This is a genomic window from Lampropedia puyangensis, from assembly GCF_004833285.1.
In the GTDB taxonomy this organism is placed as follows: Bacteria; Pseudomonadota; Gammaproteobacteria; order Burkholderiales; family Burkholderiaceae_C; genus Lampropedia; species Lampropedia puyangensis.
Genome location: NZ_STFG01000007.1, coordinates 105,518 through 123,051 on the forward strand (window position 1 = coordinate 105,518; position 17,534 = coordinate 123,051).

18 protein-coding genes are annotated in these 17,534 nt (G+C 56.6%); 11 read left to right on the forward strand and 7 right to left on the reverse strand.

Annotated elements, in window-relative coordinates:
• Nucleotides 1-128: 128 nt before the first annotated feature.
• The 3 genes from modA (at nt 129) to modD (ending at nt 2,499) form a co-directional block, all read left to right on the forward strand.
• Nucleotides 129-932, forward strand: coding sequence for a molybdate ABC transporter substrate-binding protein (gene modA / locus E9531_RS08465; RefSeq protein ID WP_136573326.1), 804 nt, complete (start codon nt 129-131; stop codon nt 930-932).
• Nucleotides 933-1,030: 98 nt separating this feature from the next.
• Nucleotides 1,031-1,645, forward strand: coding sequence for a molybdate ABC transporter permease subunit (locus E9531_RS08470; protein WP_136573376.1), 615 nt, complete (start codon nt 1,031-1,033; stop codon nt 1,643-1,645).
• The gene (modD, locus tag E9531_RS08475) at nt 1,642-2,499 is read left to right on the forward strand and encodes a ModD protein (protein WP_136573327.1); all 858 of its coding nucleotides are present in this window, start codon (nt 1,642-1,644) and stop codon (nt 2,497-2,499) included. The genes E9531_RS08470 and modD overlap by 4 nt, the downstream gene beginning before the upstream one ends.
• An 80-nt stretch (nt 2,500-2,579) precedes the next feature.
• Here modD and E9531_RS08480 read toward each other — a convergent pair whose 3' ends face one another.
• Nucleotides 2,580-3,320, reverse strand: coding sequence for a cobalt-precorrin-6A reductase (locus E9531_RS08480; protein WP_136573328.1), 741 nt, complete (start codon nt 3,318-3,320; stop codon nt 2,580-2,582).
• A 15-nt stretch (nt 3,321-3,335) separates the two neighbouring features.
• On the opposite strand from E9531_RS08480, the gene cbiT reads away from it, so the two are divergent.
• From cbiT to cobF, 4 genes are read left to right on the forward strand one after another with little or no spacing between them, the layout of a single operon-like run.
• Entirely contained in the window at nt 3,336-4,571 is a 1,236-nt protein-coding gene (gene cbiT, locus E9531_RS08485) for a precorrin-6Y C5,15-methyltransferase (decarboxylating) subunit CbiT (protein ID WP_136573329.1), read from the forward strand.
• A complete protein-coding gene (locus E9531_RS08490; protein WP_158291744.1) occupies nt 4,568-5,038 on the forward strand; it encodes a cobalamin biosynthesis protein in 471 nt (156 codons plus the stop codon). Before cbiT ends, E9531_RS08490 begins: the two co-directional genes overlap by 4 nt.
• A complete protein-coding gene (gene cobM, locus E9531_RS08495) occupies nt 5,035-5,859 on the forward strand; it encodes a precorrin-4 C(11)-methyltransferase (RefSeq protein WP_136573331.1) in 825 nt (274 codons plus the stop codon). Before E9531_RS08490 ends, cobM begins: the two co-directional genes overlap by 4 nt.
• A gap of 11 nt (nt 5,860-5,870) precedes the next feature.
• Nucleotides 5,871-6,653 carry a precorrin-6A synthase (deacetylating) gene (gene cobF, locus E9531_RS08500; RefSeq protein WP_136573332.1) on the forward strand — a complete coding sequence of 261 codons (783 nt, stop codon included), beginning with the start codon at nt 5,871-5,873 and terminating at the stop codon, nt 6,651-6,653.
• 30 nt (nt 6,654-6,683) lie between these two features.
• On the opposite strand, the gene E9531_RS08505 is transcribed toward cobF, so the two are convergent.
• From E9531_RS08505 to E9531_RS08530, 6 genes are all read right to left on the reverse strand, one after another.
• Nucleotides 6,684-7,226: a gamma carbonic anhydrase family protein gene (locus E9531_RS08505; protein WP_136573333.1), complete on the reverse strand. Its 543-nt coding sequence runs from the start codon at nt 7,224-7,226 to the stop codon at nt 6,684-6,686.
• 27 nt (nt 7,227-7,253) lie between these two features.
• A complete protein-coding gene (locus tag E9531_RS08510; protein WP_136573334.1) occupies nt 7,254-8,045 on the reverse strand; it encodes an SDR family NAD(P)-dependent oxidoreductase in 792 nt (263 codons plus the stop codon).
• A 52-nt stretch (nt 8,046-8,097) separates the two neighbouring features.
• Nucleotides 8,098-9,003 carry a PCC domain-containing protein gene (locus E9531_RS08515; RefSeq protein WP_136573335.1) on the reverse strand — a complete coding sequence of 302 codons (906 nt, stop codon included), beginning with the start codon at nt 9,001-9,003 and terminating at the stop codon, nt 8,098-8,100.
• Between the two features lie 11 nt (nt 9,004-9,014).
• Nucleotides 9,015-10,649 (reverse strand): acyl-CoA synthetase, encoded by a 1,635-nt coding sequence (locus E9531_RS08520; RefSeq protein WP_136573336.1) that lies wholly within the window; start codon nt 10,647-10,649, stop codon nt 9,015-9,017.
• Complete coding sequence (locus E9531_RS08525) at nt 10,646-11,815, reverse strand: acetyl-CoA acetyltransferase (RefSeq protein WP_136573337.1); 1,170 nt, start codon at nt 11,813-11,815, stop codon at nt 10,646-10,648. Before E9531_RS08525 ends, E9531_RS08520 begins: the two co-directional genes overlap by 4 nt.
• 117 nt (nt 11,816-11,932) lie before the next feature.
• Complete coding sequence (locus E9531_RS08530; protein WP_136573338.1) at nt 11,933-12,727, reverse strand: IclR family transcriptional regulator; 795 nt, start codon at nt 12,725-12,727, stop codon at nt 11,933-11,935.
• Between the two features lie 215 nt (nt 12,728-12,942).
• Between E9531_RS08530 and E9531_RS08535 the strand changes: the two genes are divergently transcribed.
• From E9531_RS08535 to rnhA, 4 genes are all read left to right on the forward strand, one after another.
• A complete protein-coding gene (locus E9531_RS08535) occupies nt 12,943-13,956 on the forward strand; it encodes a TRAP transporter substrate-binding protein (protein ID WP_342210853.1) in 1,014 nt (337 codons plus the stop codon).
• Between the two features lie 11 nt (nt 13,957-13,967).
• The gene (locus E9531_RS08540) at nt 13,968-15,833 is read left to right on the forward strand and encodes a TRAP transporter large permease (protein ID WP_136573340.1); all 1,866 of its coding nucleotides are present in this window, start codon (nt 13,968-13,970) and stop codon (nt 15,831-15,833) included.
• 19 nt (nt 15,834-15,852) lie between these two features.
• Complete coding sequence (locus tag E9531_RS08545) at nt 15,853-16,656, forward strand: SDR family NAD(P)-dependent oxidoreductase (RefSeq protein ID WP_136573341.1); 804 nt, start codon at nt 15,853-15,855, stop codon at nt 16,654-16,656.
• A gap of 398 nt (nt 16,657-17,054) precedes the next feature.
• Nucleotides 17,055-17,501 (forward strand): ribonuclease HI, encoded by a 447-nt coding sequence (gene rnhA / locus E9531_RS08550; protein ID WP_136573377.1) that lies wholly within the window; start codon nt 17,055-17,057, stop codon nt 17,499-17,501.
• The last annotated feature ends 33 nt before the right edge of the window (nt 17,502-17,534 follow it).

A 17,534-nucleotide genomic window follows, 5' to 3' on the forward strand; every position in this document is an offset into this window, starting at 1 on the left:
GCTTCTTCACGGCATTCGCTATATCCAAACAAATATAATGAATACCTTCGTAGCTCAACGCCAACACCTCGCATCAATCCACATCTGATGCCCCGGCAAGTCACCCATTCCTTCAGGAAAACGCCCACATGTACAAATTCTCTACCAAGAAACAAACACAAATACCTGTAAAAAATAGCCATAGCTTCGGCAACATACCTCGTTTACTCAGCACCGCTGCACTGACTTTGCATGGCCTTTGCAGCATCTTGCTTATATCGCCAGCCCAGGCATCTGACAGCCTGACGATTGTGTCTATGGGGGGCTATCGCAAGCCTGTTCTTGAACTGGTAGACGCCTTCAAAAAAGACACAGGACTTTCAGTCGATGCTGCTTTTGGGCATATCAAACAGATTGAAACCCAAGCAGCGCAAAACCCTGACGTGACTTTTGTGATTGGCGACAAAAGCTTACTGGAGCCTACGCAATTGATCGCTCACTTCTATCCACTTGGTACAGGTCGCCTCACCTTGGTGACCAGCAAAGGCAAAGCCTTGAGTCAAGTAGAAGATCTGAGCACGCCGACTTTTAACCGGATTGCCATTCCCCACAGCACCCGCACCGTGTTTGGACGCGCTGCCAGCGCATGCCTAAAAGCCCTTGGGCTGACGACCACACTGGAGCCCAAGCTCGTGGAAGTCGAAGGCGTCCCCCAAGTAGGAAGCTACCTGGTAACCGGGGAAGTCGATGCTGGGTTCATCAACAAAACAGAAGCCATTGCCATTGCCGATCGGACTGGATCAGTAATTGAAGTACCAACTTCTTGCTACAGCCCCATTGAAATTTCTTTGGGCACCGTCAAAAACCGCTCCCTCAACACTACCGCCTCACAATTTCAAGGTTTTCTGCAAAGCGATACTGCGCGCCGCATTCTCGATGCCAACGGTTTGTAAGCAGACCTTGCTGGCAACATACACACTGACCCCTCTAAAGGCTCGCCTTGCTTGCTGAAACCTGTGCTTGGTCGTCGTTTCCTCTCACCCTGCGGGTCATGGGGTTGAGTGCTCTGGCGCAACTCAGCTTGGGACTATCTCTGGCATGGCTAATGGCTCGAAAAAACTTTGCAGGCAAAGCCGTCTTAGATGCCTTGGTCACATTGCCTTTGGTCTTTCCACCCATCGTGATCGGTTATGCCTTGTTGTTGCTTTTGGGTCGCGAAGGATGGGCATTCGGTTGGCTTCCACTGTCGTGGCGCCCCCATTTGGTGTTCAGCGAAACGGGGCTGGTCATTGCCGCTGTAGTTGCAGGACTGCCCTTGATGGTCAAACCGGCACAAGCGGCGTTCGCAAGCATTGATGCAGCGCAACGTGAAGCGGCCATGACCTTGGGGGCTCGCCCATGGCAAATCATCGCCCTTGTAGATTTACCCCAAGCACGCCTTGGTATCGCTGCAGGCCTCATTCTCTCTACAGGTCGCGCAATGGGCGAAGTCGGTATTTCATTGATGCTGGGAGGCAACATCAGCGGTCGCACCGAGACTTTATCGCTGGCTGTATACAACCATGTTCTTGGCTCAGAAACGGCCTGTGCCAACGCCATGTCCCTGCTGCTTGCAGCATTAGCAGGTTTGGCCTTTATTTTGCTCAGACAAATTGAAAAAAAATGAATTCTGTTTTTTTTGATGACGCAACGATTGACCGCTGGATTGCCGAAGATGCACCGCTGCTCGATCTCACCACCCATATTCTGGCCATTGGCAACCAGCCCGCGCAGATGCAATGGGTAATTCGGCATGCAGCAACTGTCGCATGCAGCGAAGAAGCCGCGCGCATTGCCACTCGTTGTGGCGCACAGGTACTCTCGATCATTCCATCAGGCCAACAAGTGCATGCCAACACGGCCATCCTATGCGTAAACGGCCCAACAGAATCACTGCTGCGCGCCTGGAAAGTCGCGCAAAACCTGCTGGAACACGCGTGTGGTATCGCAACAGCCACACAAACACTGGTTCACGCGGTTCACTCCGTTGCATCCAAAGTGGCTGTTCTCACCACTCGCAAACATCCGCCGGGTGTGAAGGCTATTGCGCTTAAGTCCACCCTTTCAGGAGGTGCTTTCCCACATCGCCTTGGTGTAGGCGAAACCATCCTCATCTTCAACCAACACCGTGCATTGCTAGGGGACTGGAATGCAGTGCACGAACGCCTGCAAGCCATTGGCCATGCCTTGACAGAAAAAAAAATCGTCATAGAAGCAGAAACGCTCGAACAAGCCCAAGCAGCTATTGCCACAGGCGCACATGTGGTGCAGTTTGACAAGGTCACCCCAACACAACTGCAAGCTTGGTGCCCTCAACTCAAATCCCAAGCGCCGCACATTCACTTGTTAGCCGCTGGCGGAATTCGCCTTGAAAACGCCAAGGCGTATGCAACCAGTGGCGTTGATGCATTGGTGACCAGTAGTCTGCATTACGCACCACCTGCTGACATAGGAGTCAAAGTAGAACGTTTGCCGCAGTAACCACTAAACTGCCACAGCGCAATAGTCACAGCTGCTATAGCGGATGCCTAAAGCGACATGATGAATACATTCAGTGTGCATCAAACAGCATGTGTTGCAAGCCACGCCATCACCTCTTCTACGCTGGCATACTCTTGGCGAGCAGGCAATGGAGGGCGCTGCACCATCACCACAGGCAAGCCCAATGCGCGTGCAGCTTCAAGCTTGGCGTAGCTCGCCTCTGCCCCTGCGTTCTTGCTTACCACCCATGTAATGCCATGCGCTTGCAAGAAACTGCGTTCAGCCTGCAGACTAAAAGGGCCACGCGCTACCACACAGGTGGTGTCAGGCAATGGCCAAGCAGCGTCGGGCGAATCGATCACTCGCAACACATAGTGGTGTTGCGGTGCGGCTGAAAACTCGGCCAAGGCTTTGCGCCCAATTCCAAGAAAAATCCGCTGAGGCTCGGCGGGCAAGGCTGCCACAGCTGCAGCCATATCTGGCACGCTGTGCCAGCGATCTCCTGCTTGCGCTTGCCATGCAGCTCGCTGCAAAGCAACAAGCGGTGTCCCTGTCTGCGCACAGGCGGCAATTGCGTGACGGCTCATCCGTTCGGCGAAGGGGTGCGTAGCATCCAGCACGCAGCCAATGCCTTGGTCGCGGATATACTGCGCCAGCCCTTCTACACCACCAAAGCCGCCCACCCGCGTGGGCAATGGTTGTAGTCTGGGCGACCGGGTCACGCCCGCATAAGAGTAGACAGCATCCCACTGGGCTGCATGCAACAGCACAGCAAGCTGATTGGCACCAGAAGTGCCACCTAACAACAGAATTCGTATCATCAGAAAGAACAGTTCATGGCGCGTGCTTGGCTCAGCATCATCGGCATTCAGGAAGACGGCTTGGCAGGATTATCACCTGCTGCACGCGCGGCACTCAACGCCGCCCAGGTGGTATTTGGCGCTCCCCGCCATCTGGCGCTTGCGGGCATTGAGCCACCCCGTAGGCAGCCTTGGCCTGTTCCTTTCAGCACAGTGTCTGTTATGGCTTTGCGCGGGCAAGTATGCGTCAACACTGGAGCCCCCAGCGTTGCCGTTCTCGTTTCTGGAGATCCGTTCTGGTTTGGCGCTGGCGCCAGCTTGGCTGCACAGCTGCAGCCCGGTGAATGGAAAAACTACGCGGCCCCCAGCACATTTTCACTGGTTGCGGCGCAATTGGGATGGCGGCTAGAGCACACCCATTGCATGGGCCTGCATGCAAGGCCATTTGAAACACTCACCCCTAGCCTGCACCATGGTCAACGCTTTATTTGTCTGTTGCGTGATGGCGCTGCTGCTGGTGCGTTGGCCTTATGGTTGGGCCAGCAAGGCTGGGGCGATAGCCCTTTGTGGATCATCAGCCAAGCCCACAGCCCAAACGCCTACACATGGCATGGCAGCGCCAAGGCAATGGCAAACACTTTGCACGGGCACGCCGTGCAAGCGCCGGTTGTCGCGGCATTCATTACCCAAGGAGCAGCGCACCACCAAGGCTTGAGTCAAACACCTGGCCGCCCTGAAACGGCTTTTGCACACGATGGGCAAATCAGCAAAAGTCCCGTACGCGCCATGACGTTGGCAGCCCTTGCTCCACGGCCAGGAGAGCACTTATGGGATATCGGTGCCGGTTCAGGCGCCATCTCCGTCGAATGGTGCCTGGCCTGCAACGGCAGTGCCACCGCGATTGAGCAGCACGCCAGTCGTGTGGAGAACATTCGCAGCAACGCACAACGCTACGCCGTCGCGGTGGATGTGCAGCACGGGCTGGCGCCCGAGGCATTACACAACCTCCCGCCTGCACAAGCCGTGTTTGTTGGGGGCGGCTTCAATGCGCAGGTATTTGATGCCTTGCGCCAACACCCTGCGCTGTGCAACCGATGGCGTCTGGTGGTCAATGCCGTCACACTGGAGACCCAAGCCTTGTTGATAGCGCTACACCAAGCACACGGTGGCGAATTGATGCAACTGCATGTGGCGCAAGCACAAGCATTGGGCAGCATGCGCAGTTGGCAACCGTCGCGCCCTGTCGTGCAATGGCAGTGGCAATCATCATGACTACAGGTATTGATACAAACATTTCCACAACGCAGCACCACGGCACCATTGCCATTGGCCTTGGGTTGCGCGAAGGCGCCTGCACAGCAGATTTGGCGGCATTGTGGCAACAAGCACAACCCTTATGGTGCCGAAATACGCCCCGTACCCCACTGTTGATTGCGGTGCTTGAGCGCAAGCGCGAACATCCAGCACTGCTCACGTTCCTGCGCGAGCACCTGCCATTTGCCAGGTGCATGGCCATCAGCGATGCCACATTGCAGGGCATCCTCACCCCCACACAATCAGCGACTAGCCTGCAACGTTTTGGCTGTGGCAGTGTGTGCGAAGCCTTGGCCTGGGCTGCAATTTCTTCCCTGCAGGGTATTCCACCCCGTGGACAATGGCTACTTTTGCGCCAAATATCCAGCAACCGCCTGGCCACACTGGCCATGGTGCAATCACCCGATTTAAGGATTTCATCGTGAGTATCCACTTCATTGGCGCTGGCCCTGGCGCCGCCGACCTGATCACTGTGCGTGGACGCGATCTGCTCGCCAAAAGCCCCGTGTGTTTGTACGCGGGCTCTCTTGTCCCTACAGAATTACTGGCCCACTGCCCCGCTGGCGCTGAACGCATTGACACTGCACCGCTATCGCTGGAAGAAATCATCGCGACCATGGTGCGCGCTCATGCAGAGGGCAAGGACGTGGCGCGCCTGCATTCTGGTGACCTGAGCATTTGGTCTGCGATGGGTGAGCAGCTTCGCGCCCTGAAATCATTGAGCATTCCGTACACAGTCACCCCTGGTGTTCCCGCGTTCAGTGCTACAGCAGCCGCATTAGAGGCCGAGTTGACGCTGCCTGGTTTATGCCAGTCCGTTGTTCTCACCCGCACCAGTGGCCGTGCCACGTCAATGCCAGCAGGTGAAGACTTGGCTGCATTTGCCGCAACGGGGGCCGTACTAGCCATTCACCTCTCGGTTCATGTGGCTCCTCAGGTTCAAGCAACGCTACTGCCCCACTACGGCGCAGATTGCCCTGCCGCCATCGTGTGGCGCGCCAGTTGGCCTGATGAGCACTTGGTGCGCACCACCGTTGGTGAACTGGCCCAAACTGCAGCACAAGGCCCGCTGCAGCGCAGTGCGCTCATCTTGGTAGGCCGCACCTTGGGCCAAGAAGACTTTGGCCATAGCCGTTTGTATGCAGACGATTACGATCGCCGTTACCGCCCACGCGGGTCAGCGCCACGTTTTCCTTTCGGACAGGAAGATACGCCTGTAGCACCGCCAGAGGGAACTGGCGTGTGAAGCAACGCAACATGTCCACCCCACTGGAGCTGGCCCTTATCGGCATTGGCACAGGCCATCCTGAGCATCTCACACGTGAAGCTGAGCGAACATTGCGCCAAGCCGATTTGATTTTGTTGCCGCATAAAGGTGAAGGCAAAGAAGAGCTGGCACAGGTGCGCTTGCAATTGCTGCAGCATCTGGATATTGATGCTGCGCGCATGGCGCACTTTGCCATTCCACTGCGCCGTGCACAAGACAACGACTACCTGCAACAGGTCGATGAATGGCACGCGGCCATTGCCCAGCGCTGGCAAGCCACCATTGCCGCACACTTGCAAGTGCAAAGCGGTGCAAAGCCAGCCAACACGCCACTCCAGGTAGCCCTGTTGGTATGGGGTGACCCTGCCTTGTACGACAGCAGTTTGCGCATTGCAGCGCGCCTACAACTTCACCCCGAACAGATTCGCGTAGTGCCCGGCATCAGTTCGCTACAAGTGCTCTGCAGTGAACACCGCATTGCCTTGAACAACATTGGCGAACCGTTCACGGTGACCACCGGCCGCAAACTATTAGAAAACGGTTGGCCCCATGGTATTGATACCATCGTGGTCATGCTCGATGGCCAATGCAGTTTCAACCAAATCGACGCTGAAGGCATTGAGATTTACTGGGGCGCCTATTTGGGCCTTCCCCAGCAAATCTTGCTGCACGGCCCCTTGCAAGAAGTCAAAGACACCATCGTGCGAACACGCCAACAAGCGCGTACGCAGCATGGCTGGATCATGGACATTTACTTACTGCGCAAGCGATGAAGGCCATGGCTTTGGTATTCAGGGCGTTGCTTACTCAGCTGTTTGACCACCGTCTGCTGCCTCCAGATGGTCTGCATAGCGCACAGCATTGCGCACATAGTGCGCAGCATTCGCATGCAAGCCATGGATGGCCTCTTCAGTGAGGACACGCTTGAGTTGTGCAGGAGCGCCCACAATCAAACTGTTGTCTGGGAAGACTTTCCCCTCCGTGACCACGGCGCCTGCAGCAACCAAACAGTTCCTCCCGATCTCAGCCCCATTCAAGACCACAGCACCAATCCCAATCAAAGCGCCATCACCAACCGAACAACCATGCAAGGTCGCCTGATGCCCAACGGTGACATTCTGGCCGATAGTAAGTGGGTAGCCTGGATCTGAATGCAGCACAGCAGCATCTTGAATATTGGTGTTGGCGCCAATATGCATAGGCTCATTGTCTGCCCGCACCACAGCGTTGAACCACACGCTCACACCCTGCCCCAGCGTCACCTTTCCCACCACCTGCGCGCCGGGTGCAACGAACACATCGGCAGCGCACACAGGCGTTGCGCCATTGAGTTTCCAAACAGGCATTGCAAGACCTTTCAGTGAGCGGCTGCTTTACGCAACCGAGCGGGCCGATTCCAGGCCTGCGCTGATAAAGCCACCATCAACACTCAAAATCTGGCCGGTAATATAGGACGCGGTGTGCGGGTTCAGGAAGAACTCAATAGCCTGCGCCACTTCTTCGGGCTTGCCATAGCGGCGCTGTGGCACGGCGTTTTTCCAGATGTTTTGCACGGCTTCGGAATGCACGCTCATCGCCAGCGGCGTCTCAATCGGGCCGGGGCAAATGCAGTTGACGCGAATGCCAAACTCGGCCAATTCATTGGACATGATTTGCGTCAGGTTCACCAAAGCCGCTTTGGACGGGCCATAGGCACTGCGGCCTTTGTTGCCAATCAGGCCAGAGACCGAAGCCACATGCACGATGGAGCCGCCGCCGCTGTCCTTCATACGGCGCGCCACTTCGCGACTGAGGTTGAATGCGCCCAGCACATTGACTTCAAAAATGGCGCGCACAATCGCAGAATCTGTATCCAAAAACGCGATATCGCGGCCAAAACCGGCCGAATTAACCAGGCCCACAATCGGCTCGGCGGCTGTGTGGTAGCGCGCCAGCAAGGGCTCGATCAGGGCTTCTTGCGTAATGTCCAGTTGCTCATAAGCAATCAGATCGGAATAAGCGGTCAAGGCTTTTTGCGTGGCAGCGATGTTGTCCGCCGAATGGTCGAGCACCAATACGCGGCGACCCAATTGCGCCAGCAGTTGCACCACGGCTAGGCCAATGCCCGATGCGCCGCCGGTCACGATGGTCAAGCCAGTTACAGGGTTTGTTGTGTTTGTTTGCATTGCGTTTGTCTTTCAGGGGGGCAGCAGCAAGCGCTGCACTCCAGTTGTTGTGTCAGGTTTGAGCATCAACGCGCTCAATCACCATTTCAAAAGTCACCAACACGGGGTTCGCTCCGGGCTTTAAACGGCCGCTGTGAATGCCGTGCAAGTAGTCGACCAGCGCCACATCCAGCTGCACACCCGTGCCGCCGGGGAGGCTGGTATCCACCGTACCTTGCTCAATCAAAACCTCGGTGACGAAAGCCTCGACTTCCCGTCCATCGGCAAAGCTCACGCCCACCAAGCTGCCGACACCGCCACGCACGACTGCGCGGCGAATGCCGTGTTCGCGGCAGATCGTCGCAATCGCTTCGCAGACATCTTCATTGGGCCGAATCGTCACCGCCAAGCCGCTGCTAGTGGAAACCGCCGTGGCAGCAGGTCTTGCTGCCGCAGGTGCGGGCTCTGCAACAGCCACATCGGGCACCGGCGTGAACAGGCTAAAACGGCTTTCGGTGCAGGGCAGTACATCAAAGTTTGCGCCTTGCAAGTACCAGATATGCATCTGCGGTGTCTCGGTGAACCAGGCTTCATCAGGCAAGATATGCCCGGCCTGGCGCAAGCCTTGCGCGTCAACCCAGACGGCATGGCAATGCAACCAGGGCTGGCCATCACGCAAGCCAATTGTGACTGTGGCCGACTCAATCTGCGCGGGCACCTGCGCTTCGTAGCGGTCGCTGTAATACACAGCGAACTCGGGCTTGGTCGACAGCGCAGGCATGACATACGCCAAAGGCCCAAAGCTGCCGCCCTCCAGACGGGCGACGGCGCTGGTCGCACCGCGCTGTGCGCAAACTGCAGCAAAGGCTTCGCGCAGGCTCAGGCCGGTGGGCAGTGCGTCAGCGTGGTAGTGCAACTGGCAAGGAACGACGTTGTGGCGCCGCAGCTCTGGCGTGCCGTAGTGGTGAATGCTGCGCATCGCGCTTCTCCTCACGCCGTTGCGGCCTGCTGCTCAGCCAGGGTAACAGCCACGCCGCGCTTGGCCAGTTCGTCCTTGACCATGCGTTTGGGCACTTTGCCGTAACCCGACTTGGGCAGCTCGTCCCAGAAGAAAATGTGCTTGGGCATTTTGTAGCGCGGCACTTTGCTGCTGAGCCAATCTTGCAGCGCTGCGGCTTCCATGTGCGCGCCCGGTTTGAGCACGCAGACGGCCACACCGACCTCGCCCCACTGCGCATCGGCAATGCCCAGCACGGCGACTTCGGTGATGTCATCGTGCATGAGGATTTTTTCTTCGATCTCGCGCGGGTAAATATTCGAGCCGCCAGAGATGTACATGTCCGAGGCGCGGCCGGTCAAAAACACATAGCCTTGCGCATCCATATGGCCAATATCGCCGGTGCGGAACCAGCCATTGCGAAACGCCTTGGCATTTGCCGTTGGATTGTCGTAGTAACCGGCAAACACCGCAGGGCCAATCACACAGACCTCGCCGGTTTCGCCATAGCCTAGCTCGCGGCCTTCCTCGTCCTGAATTGACACTTGCATGCCGGTGCGCTCAAAGCCGCAGGTTGCAGGGCGATCCACTTGGCCCTCGGCATTCAAATGTGCGTAGGCTGGCAATACGGTGATGTTGCCGGTGACCTCGCCCAGGCCGTAGTACTGCACCAGCACCGGGCCGAGCTTGGCCAAGGCGTATTTCTGGTCGGCCTCGTACATCGGCGCACCCGCGTAAATCACCTGGCGCAGGCTGGAGTGGTCGTAGCGGTCCACGCTGGCATCTTCGACCAGCATTTTGAGGATGGTCGGCACGGTGAACATATTGCTGAGGCGGTAGCGCTCAATCAGCGCAAACGCGTCGTCGGCCGAGAACTTCTCGGACGGCATCAACACGGTTTTCGCGCCACGGGCCACCATATTGAGCTGGTGCACGCCTGCGCCGTGCGACAGCGGCGCGACCACCAACGAGCCATCGTCGCTGGTGGTTCCCGGCAGCAAATCGGCCAGGTGGTTGGTGATCACGCAGGCCAGTTGGCCGTGGGTCAGCACCGCCGCCTTGGGCTTGCCGGTCGTGCCCGAGGTGAACAGGAACCAGCACGGCGTATCGGTTTGCACCGCTGTATTGGGGAAATTGACGCCGAGGTTTTGCGCAATCAAATCAGTGACTGTGGGCTGGCCACCAGCAGGCACGGGCGCACTGCCGCGCAACCACAGGACATCGGTTTGCGGATCGGCTTGGCAGACGGTGTCGGCGTAATCGGCGAAATCGGTCTGGCACAAAAACACCTTGCTTTTGGCGACCGAGGCCATGTAGACCAGATCGTCAGGCACCGAGCGGAAGTTGGTCGGCACCCAGATGGCGCCCAAACGGAAGGCCGCAAACATGGACTCGAACATCTCATTGCTGTTTTTCGAGTGCACCAAGAGCGTGCTGCCTTTGACCACGCCACGCGCAGCCAAAGCGGCGGACAAGGCGCTGACGCGGGCATCAAATTCTTGCCAGTTCCAGACCTCGTCGCCCCAGATCAGCGCAGGCAATTCGGGCAGGCGGCGCGCATTTTGCGTTAACCAATAGGCTAGGTTCATCGCCCGATTGGTCAAGGAAGTTGCATGGGTGGATGTCATTTGCGGCGCTCCAGAATCGACACGTAGTTGGCGACGGCTGCGCCGCCCATATTGAAAATACCGGCCAAAGAGGCATCGGGCAATTGCATGGCTCCGGCTTCACCGGCCAGTTGCATGGCGGCCATGACGTGCATGGACACCCCAGTCGCGCCCAGCGGATGGCCGCGCGCTTTCAAACCGCCCGAGACGTTCACTGGCAGGCGGCCGTTTTTGTAAGTAATGCCCTCTTTAATGACCGTCCAACCCTCACCGCGTGGGGCTAGGCCCATCGCTTCGTACTCCAGCATTTCGGCGGTGGTAAAGCAGTCATGGGTTTCGACCAGGTCCAGATCGTAAATGCCCACGCCTGCATTGGCCAAAGCGGTTTGCCAGGCGCGGTGCGCGCCTTCAAAAGCGATCGGGTCGCGGCGCGACAGTGGCATAAAGTCATTGACTTGCACGCGGGCGCGGAAGGCAATCGCGCGTGCCAAGGCTGCTGCGGTTTCCTCATCGGCCAGCACCAATGCGGCTGCGCCGTCAGAAACCATCGAGCAATCGGTGCGGCGCAGCGGGCCTGCAACGCGCGGGTTTTTCTCTGAGACCTGGTTGCAAAAATCAAAACCCATGTCCTTGTGCACGTGGGCGTAGGGGTTGTCCAAGGCATTCGCGTGGTTTTTGGCGGCAATCAGCGCCAGCGCTTCGCCCTGGTCGCCGTAGCGCTCAAAGTACGCGCTGGTGATCTGGCCAAAAATACCCGCAAAACCCAGCGGATTTTCTTCTTCACGGCGGTAGCAGCCGCTGAGCAAAATGCCTGGAATCGCGCTAGAAGGCACGCCGGTCATTTTCTCGGCACCAATGGCCAGCGCAATGCGGGCGCGGCCGGTTTCAATCGCATCCATCGCCGAATGCACGGCGGCCGAGCCAGTGGCGCAGGCGTTTTCCACGTGTACCGCCGGCGTAAAACGCAGGCCTTCGTTGCACAGCGCAGGCAGACCGGCTTCAAACCCTTGCGGCACTAAACCGTTGTTGTAGACGCCGACAGCAATGTGGCCAACGTCTTGCGCATCGACCTGGGCGTGCGCGAGGGCGTCGTTGACGACCAGGCCCATCAGGGCTTCAATATCCAGGGCGTCGAGCTTCCCAAACGGGGAATGGGCCCATCCGACGATGCAGGCTTTACGAGACATAGCGATCCTCTCTTGATAACTTTGAAAACTCATCCATGGCGCAGCAGGCTTGGGCTGCGCCAGCAATGTCAAACACCGCCCAATGCGGCTAGGTGCGCGCGGTTTAGTTGGCGCTGCTTAGCCAACGCGGCCCATACGGGCTTCGACAAAGGCTTTTTCTTCGTTGAGCATGGCCACCAGTTCTTCGTGGCGGTTGTCGGCAAAACGGCTTTCGACACCAGCAATCGCCAACGATGAAGGCAGGCCGCCACGCGGGTCAACCACGGCCACGGCAACGCCCCACGAGCCCTTGAACACCAAGCCCTTATTGAAGGCGTAACCGAGTTCGCGGGTTTGCTCAACCTGTTCCCAAATGATTGGTATCGATAAATGCGGATAGGTACTCAGCAAGGTGTCGCTGTTGACTTCCAGAATGCTGTGCACTTGCTCGTCCGGCAACGCCGCCAACAATGCAATACCGCTGCCGCCGCAGCCCAAGGGATGGCGGTCGCCCGGCTGCAAGACATGCGAGCGCAGCGGATAGTTGCCGTCTTCTCGCGCCAGGCAGACGGTTTCCGTACCACGCTGCACGCTCAGCAAGGCCGCATCGCCCGAGCGCTGGGCCAAGCGGCGCAGACTGTCAGTGGCCATGCGCAACACGCCAAAACGGTCGCCCGCCAGAATGCCCAACGCATAGGTTTCCGGGCCGCTGAAATACTTTCTGCTCACCGGGTCTTGCTCAATCAAGCCGTTTTCCATCAAGGCCAGCAACAAACGCCGCGCTGTGGGTTTGGTCAAGCCCACTTTCTCAACGATATCAGCCAAAGCCAGCCCGCTATTTCGCGTGGCAGTCACCACCTGGAGGATATGAATCGCCCGATCAAGGGTTTGGCTGGAAGGCAAAGATTCGGTTTCTTCGTTAATCCCGGTCATTTATAAAACCCAATTCCATTATTTGGAACAATTTAAATATTCCGTAATTTGGAATAATTAACCGTTAAAACTGATTTTTCGGCAGTATATACAGAGCAACTCATTCCATATATCTAGGGGAAATACCAGTATTGACATTCAATTCACCAACAACTCTAATGCGAAACTCGAATGCACTTCAAATATATTCCATATATTGGAACAAGGAGATACCTGTGGATCGTCGTTCATTTATCACCAAAAGCAGCGCCGCTGCATCGATGCTGTCATTGGGGGTTGGTATTCCCAAATTCGCCCATGCCGCTGAATTCACCTACAGGCTCTCGCACAGCGTTCCGGTTAATCACCCGCTGCATATTCGCGCCGAAGAAGCAGCTAAAAAAATCAAAGAAGAAACCAATGGCCGTTTTGAGTTGCTGGTTTTCCCATCCGATCAATTAGGCGCACAAACCGATGTGATGAGCCAGACTCGCTCTGGTGCAATTGACTTTTTCTGCCTGTCTGGAGTGGTGCTCTCCACGCTGGTACCTTCCAGCGCTATCAGTGGCCTGGGCTTTGCATTTAAGGACTACGACGCAGTCTGGAAAGCCATGGATGGCGGTCTGGGTGAGTTCATTCGCAGTGAAATCGCAAAGTCCCGTTCGCTGTTTGCATTTGAAAAAATCTGGGACAACGGCTACCGCCAAATCACCAGCGCAGCACGCCCCGTTGTATCCCCCAATGACATTGCAGGCATGAAAGTGCGGGTGCCACCATCTCCGATGTGGATTTCTCTGTTCAAGGCACTGGGAGGCTCCCCCACGACCATCACGGCCAATGAGCTGTACTCGTCACTGCAAACGCGCATCGTGGATGCTCAAGAGAACCCACTGGCCGTGATCTCCACACTCAAACTCTATGAGGTGCAAAAGTACTGCACCATGACTAACCACATGTGGGACGGTTTCTGGTTGTTGGCCAATAAGCGCAATTTCGACGCCCTGCCAGAGGACATTCAAGCGACCGTACAAAAGCACCTCAATGCAGGCGCGATGGCTGAACGCAGTGACTTGGTCGAGCTCAACACCAGCTTGCGCCAACAGCTAACCGACAAAGGCATGACGTTTGCAGAAGCCAATGTGGCCGAATACCAAGCCAAGCTACGTGATGCCGGGTTCTACGATGAATGGCGCAAAAAATTCCCAGCCGCAGGTTGGGAACAGCTCGAAAGCATCACAGGCAAGCTGTAAGGAACATCACCATGAGTTCACACAGCATGTCGCTCGACCCATCGGCCCGCATGGGCGGGCCATGGCGCTGGTTTGAAGACGGGCTCTACAAACTCACCGGTTTGTGCGCAGCCTTACTTCTGACCAGCGTCATTCTGCTCCTGTTTATTGGCGTCATTTCACGTTATGTATTTCATGCCCCATTAACGTGGTCAGACGAGCTCAGCAGTATCTTGTTTCTGTGGCTTTCCATGACTGGCGCGGCTTTGGCCACATACCGAGTTGCCCATATGCGCATGACGGCAGTGGCAACCCATATGGGCGAGCAATGGCAAGGCTTCTTCAGCGCCCTGTCCATTGGTGCCATGCTGCTGTTTTTCAGCCTCATCGTTTATCCCGCCTATCTTTTTGCCGAAGAAGAGCTGTATGTCACCACCTCAGCTTTGCAGATTTCGAATGTATGGCGTGCAGCGGCTTTGCCCGTAGGCTTTGCATTGATGGCCGTCTTCAGCCTGGGGCGCCTGCTCGATTTGCGCAAAGACTCGAAAACATACTTAGCCGTGGGCTTACTGCTCTTGGTAAGTGGTTTACTTTGGTTGATTGGGCCTCAGCTCAAGCCTTTGGGCAACTACAACCTGCTGATCTTCTTCGTCTTGATCGTTGGAGTTTGCGTTTTCGCCAGTGTCCCTATCGCTATGGCCTTTGCACTGGCGACCTTTGGTTACTTGGCCCTGACCACACGCATGCCCGTGATGACCTTGGTTGGGCGCATTGATGAAGGCATGTCACACCTGATGCTGCTGGCGATCCCTGCATTTGTGTTCTTGGGCGTACTGCTTGAGATGACTGGCATGGCGCGGGCCATGGTGCAATTTCTAGCCAGTTTGCTGGGGCATGTGCGAGGCGGGCTCTCCTACGTTCTGGTTGGAGCCATGTATTTGGTTTCAGGCATTTCTGGATCCAAAGCGGCAGACATGGCGGCAATCGCCCCAGCACTGTTTCCTGAAATGATCAAGCGAGGCTCAAAAAAGGGCGATCTGGTCGCCCTGCTTTCTGCCACTGGCGCGCAGACCGAGACCATCCCTCCCTCTATTGTGCTGATCACTGTTGGCTCAGTTGCCAGCGTCTCAATTTCTGCCCTCTTTATCGGAGGCCTGCTGCCTGCCTTGGTATTAGGCCTTGGCTTGTGCGCCGTCATCGCATACCGCTATCGCAATGAAGACCTCTCTGCCGTTGTGCGCACACCGTGGCGCACAGTAGGCAAGTATTTCATGATTGCGCTGCCAGCATTGGCCCTGCCTTTTGTCATCCGTGCTGCGGTTGTAGAAGGTGTGGCCACAGCAACGGAGGTTTCAACCATTGGAATTTTCTATGCGATCTTTGCGGGCTTGGTGATTTACCGTCAATTCGATTGGCGAAAAATCTACCCAATGCTGATCGATACTGCTGCACTCTCTGGCGCCATCTTGATCATCATTGGCGCTGCATCCGGCATGGCCTGGGCGCTGACGCAGTCGGGCTTCTCCAGAGAGCTGGCGCAATTTATGCACAGCCTACCCGGCGGCGCCAATACTTTCCTGATTGTCTCAATCATCGCCTTCATTATTTTGGGCAGCTTGCTCGAAGGCATTCCAGCGATTGTGTTGTTTGGTCCCTTGCTGTTCCCGATTGCGCGCTCCATGGGTATTCACGATGTGCATTACGCCATGGTGGTCATTCTCTCGATGGGGTTGGGCTTGTTTGCACCACCGTTTGGCGTGGGTTACTACACAGCCTGTGCCATTGCTCGGGTGGATCCCGACGAAGGCATGCGCCCGATCTGGGGTTACATGCTGGCGCTGTTGATTGGCTTGATCATCGTTGCGGCCGTGCCATGGATTTCCATTGGTTTTCTCTGACCCAGCCAAAGACAAAGTCATGACTGAACAACTCAAAGACCGCGTCGCACTGGTGTATGGCGCAGGAGGCCCCGGGCAAGAGCTAAGCAATGGCCGCGCCGCAGCGATTGCCTATGCCCGTGCCGGTGCAACCGTAGTGTGCATTGACCGCGAAGCCAGCACCGCAGAAGAAACCGCACGGCAAATCAGCGAAGAAGGCGGCAAGGCCTTGGCGATTGCTGCGGACGTGACCAACACCGAGCAGGTTAACCAGTCGGTCGAGCAAGCACTGCAAGCCTTTGGCCGACTTGATATCTTGCACAACAACGTCGGCATCGCCCCTGCCGGTGGCCCGCTAGAGATTGACGATGAAGCGTTTGCCCGCGTCATGAATATCAATGTCGGCTCGGTGCATCGCACGGCGCGGGCAGTATTGCCGCACTTTATCAAGCAAGGCAAAGGCGCGATTGTCAACATCTCGTCCCTGGCAGCTGTGCGCTGGAGTGGTTACTCCTACTTTGCTTACTACAGCTCCAAAGCGGCAATGAACCAGGCCACAGTGGCACTTGCGCTGCAATATGCCGCGCAAGGCATTCGTGCTAACGCAATCATGCCCGGCGTCATTGATACACCATTGGTGTACCAGCAAATCAGCACGCAATATGAGAGCGTTGAGGCTATGCGCCAAGCTCGTCAAAATGCCGTTCCCATGAAGCGCACGGGCTCACCTTGGGACATTGCTTACGCATCGGTATTTTTAGCATCAGACCGCGCAGGCTTCATCAACGGCGTATGTTTACCTGTCGATGGAGGTCACTCTTGCGCCATTCCCGGTTTGGTGTAGCGCAGCAATCAACCAGCAGAGCAGACCAACTGCGCCCAAACAACAAAGGCCATGAGGATACCAAGTCCCCATGGCCTTTGACTTATCTGTCTTGCCATGTATACAAACTCTTTGTGTGCTGAGCACAGTCCATGGGCAATCACCAACTCATAACGACAGATAAGCTATCTGCCGCATAATGCCGTCTTTCTGAGGCTAAGCTTTCATCAAGTAAGCGCATCACCAACGTGCAGCACTGACTGTGCGCCAGCTTGGTCGAAAACGCCATTCATCACCACCGCACAAAATCCCAGGCACGCCATCCATGGCGCCTGCGCCCCCACCACAATGAGCAAAAACGCCGTGAGTGGCCGCATACCGGGTCTGTGCCCATTATTTTTAAATGTATGACTGACGCGTTGTCAAAAGTCACCATCTACACCGATGGCGCCTGCAAAGGCAACCCCGGCGCAGGAGGCTGGGGAGCCTTGCTGCAAGCACAAGGCGCAACCAAGGAAATATGGGGGGGCGAGCGCAACACCACCAACAACCGCATGGAATTACGCGCCGTTATTGAAGCACTCAAACTGCTCAAGCGCCCCTGCCACATCACCTTGTATTTAGACAGCGAGTACGTGCGCAAAGGGATTACCGAGTGGATTCACGGTTGGAAAGCCAAGGGCTGGAAAACAGCCAGCAAACAACCGGTTAAAAATGCCGAACTGTGGCAAGAACTGGACGCATTGGTGCATGGCAGCCAACACACCATTGACTGGCGCTGGGTCAAAGGCCACGCCGGCATTCCCGGCAATGAAAAAGCCGATGAACTAGCCAACCGCGGGGTGGCTGAGCTGGGCACACGTTGATGCACAGCCTGCGCGCCAGTATTTAATCCCCCC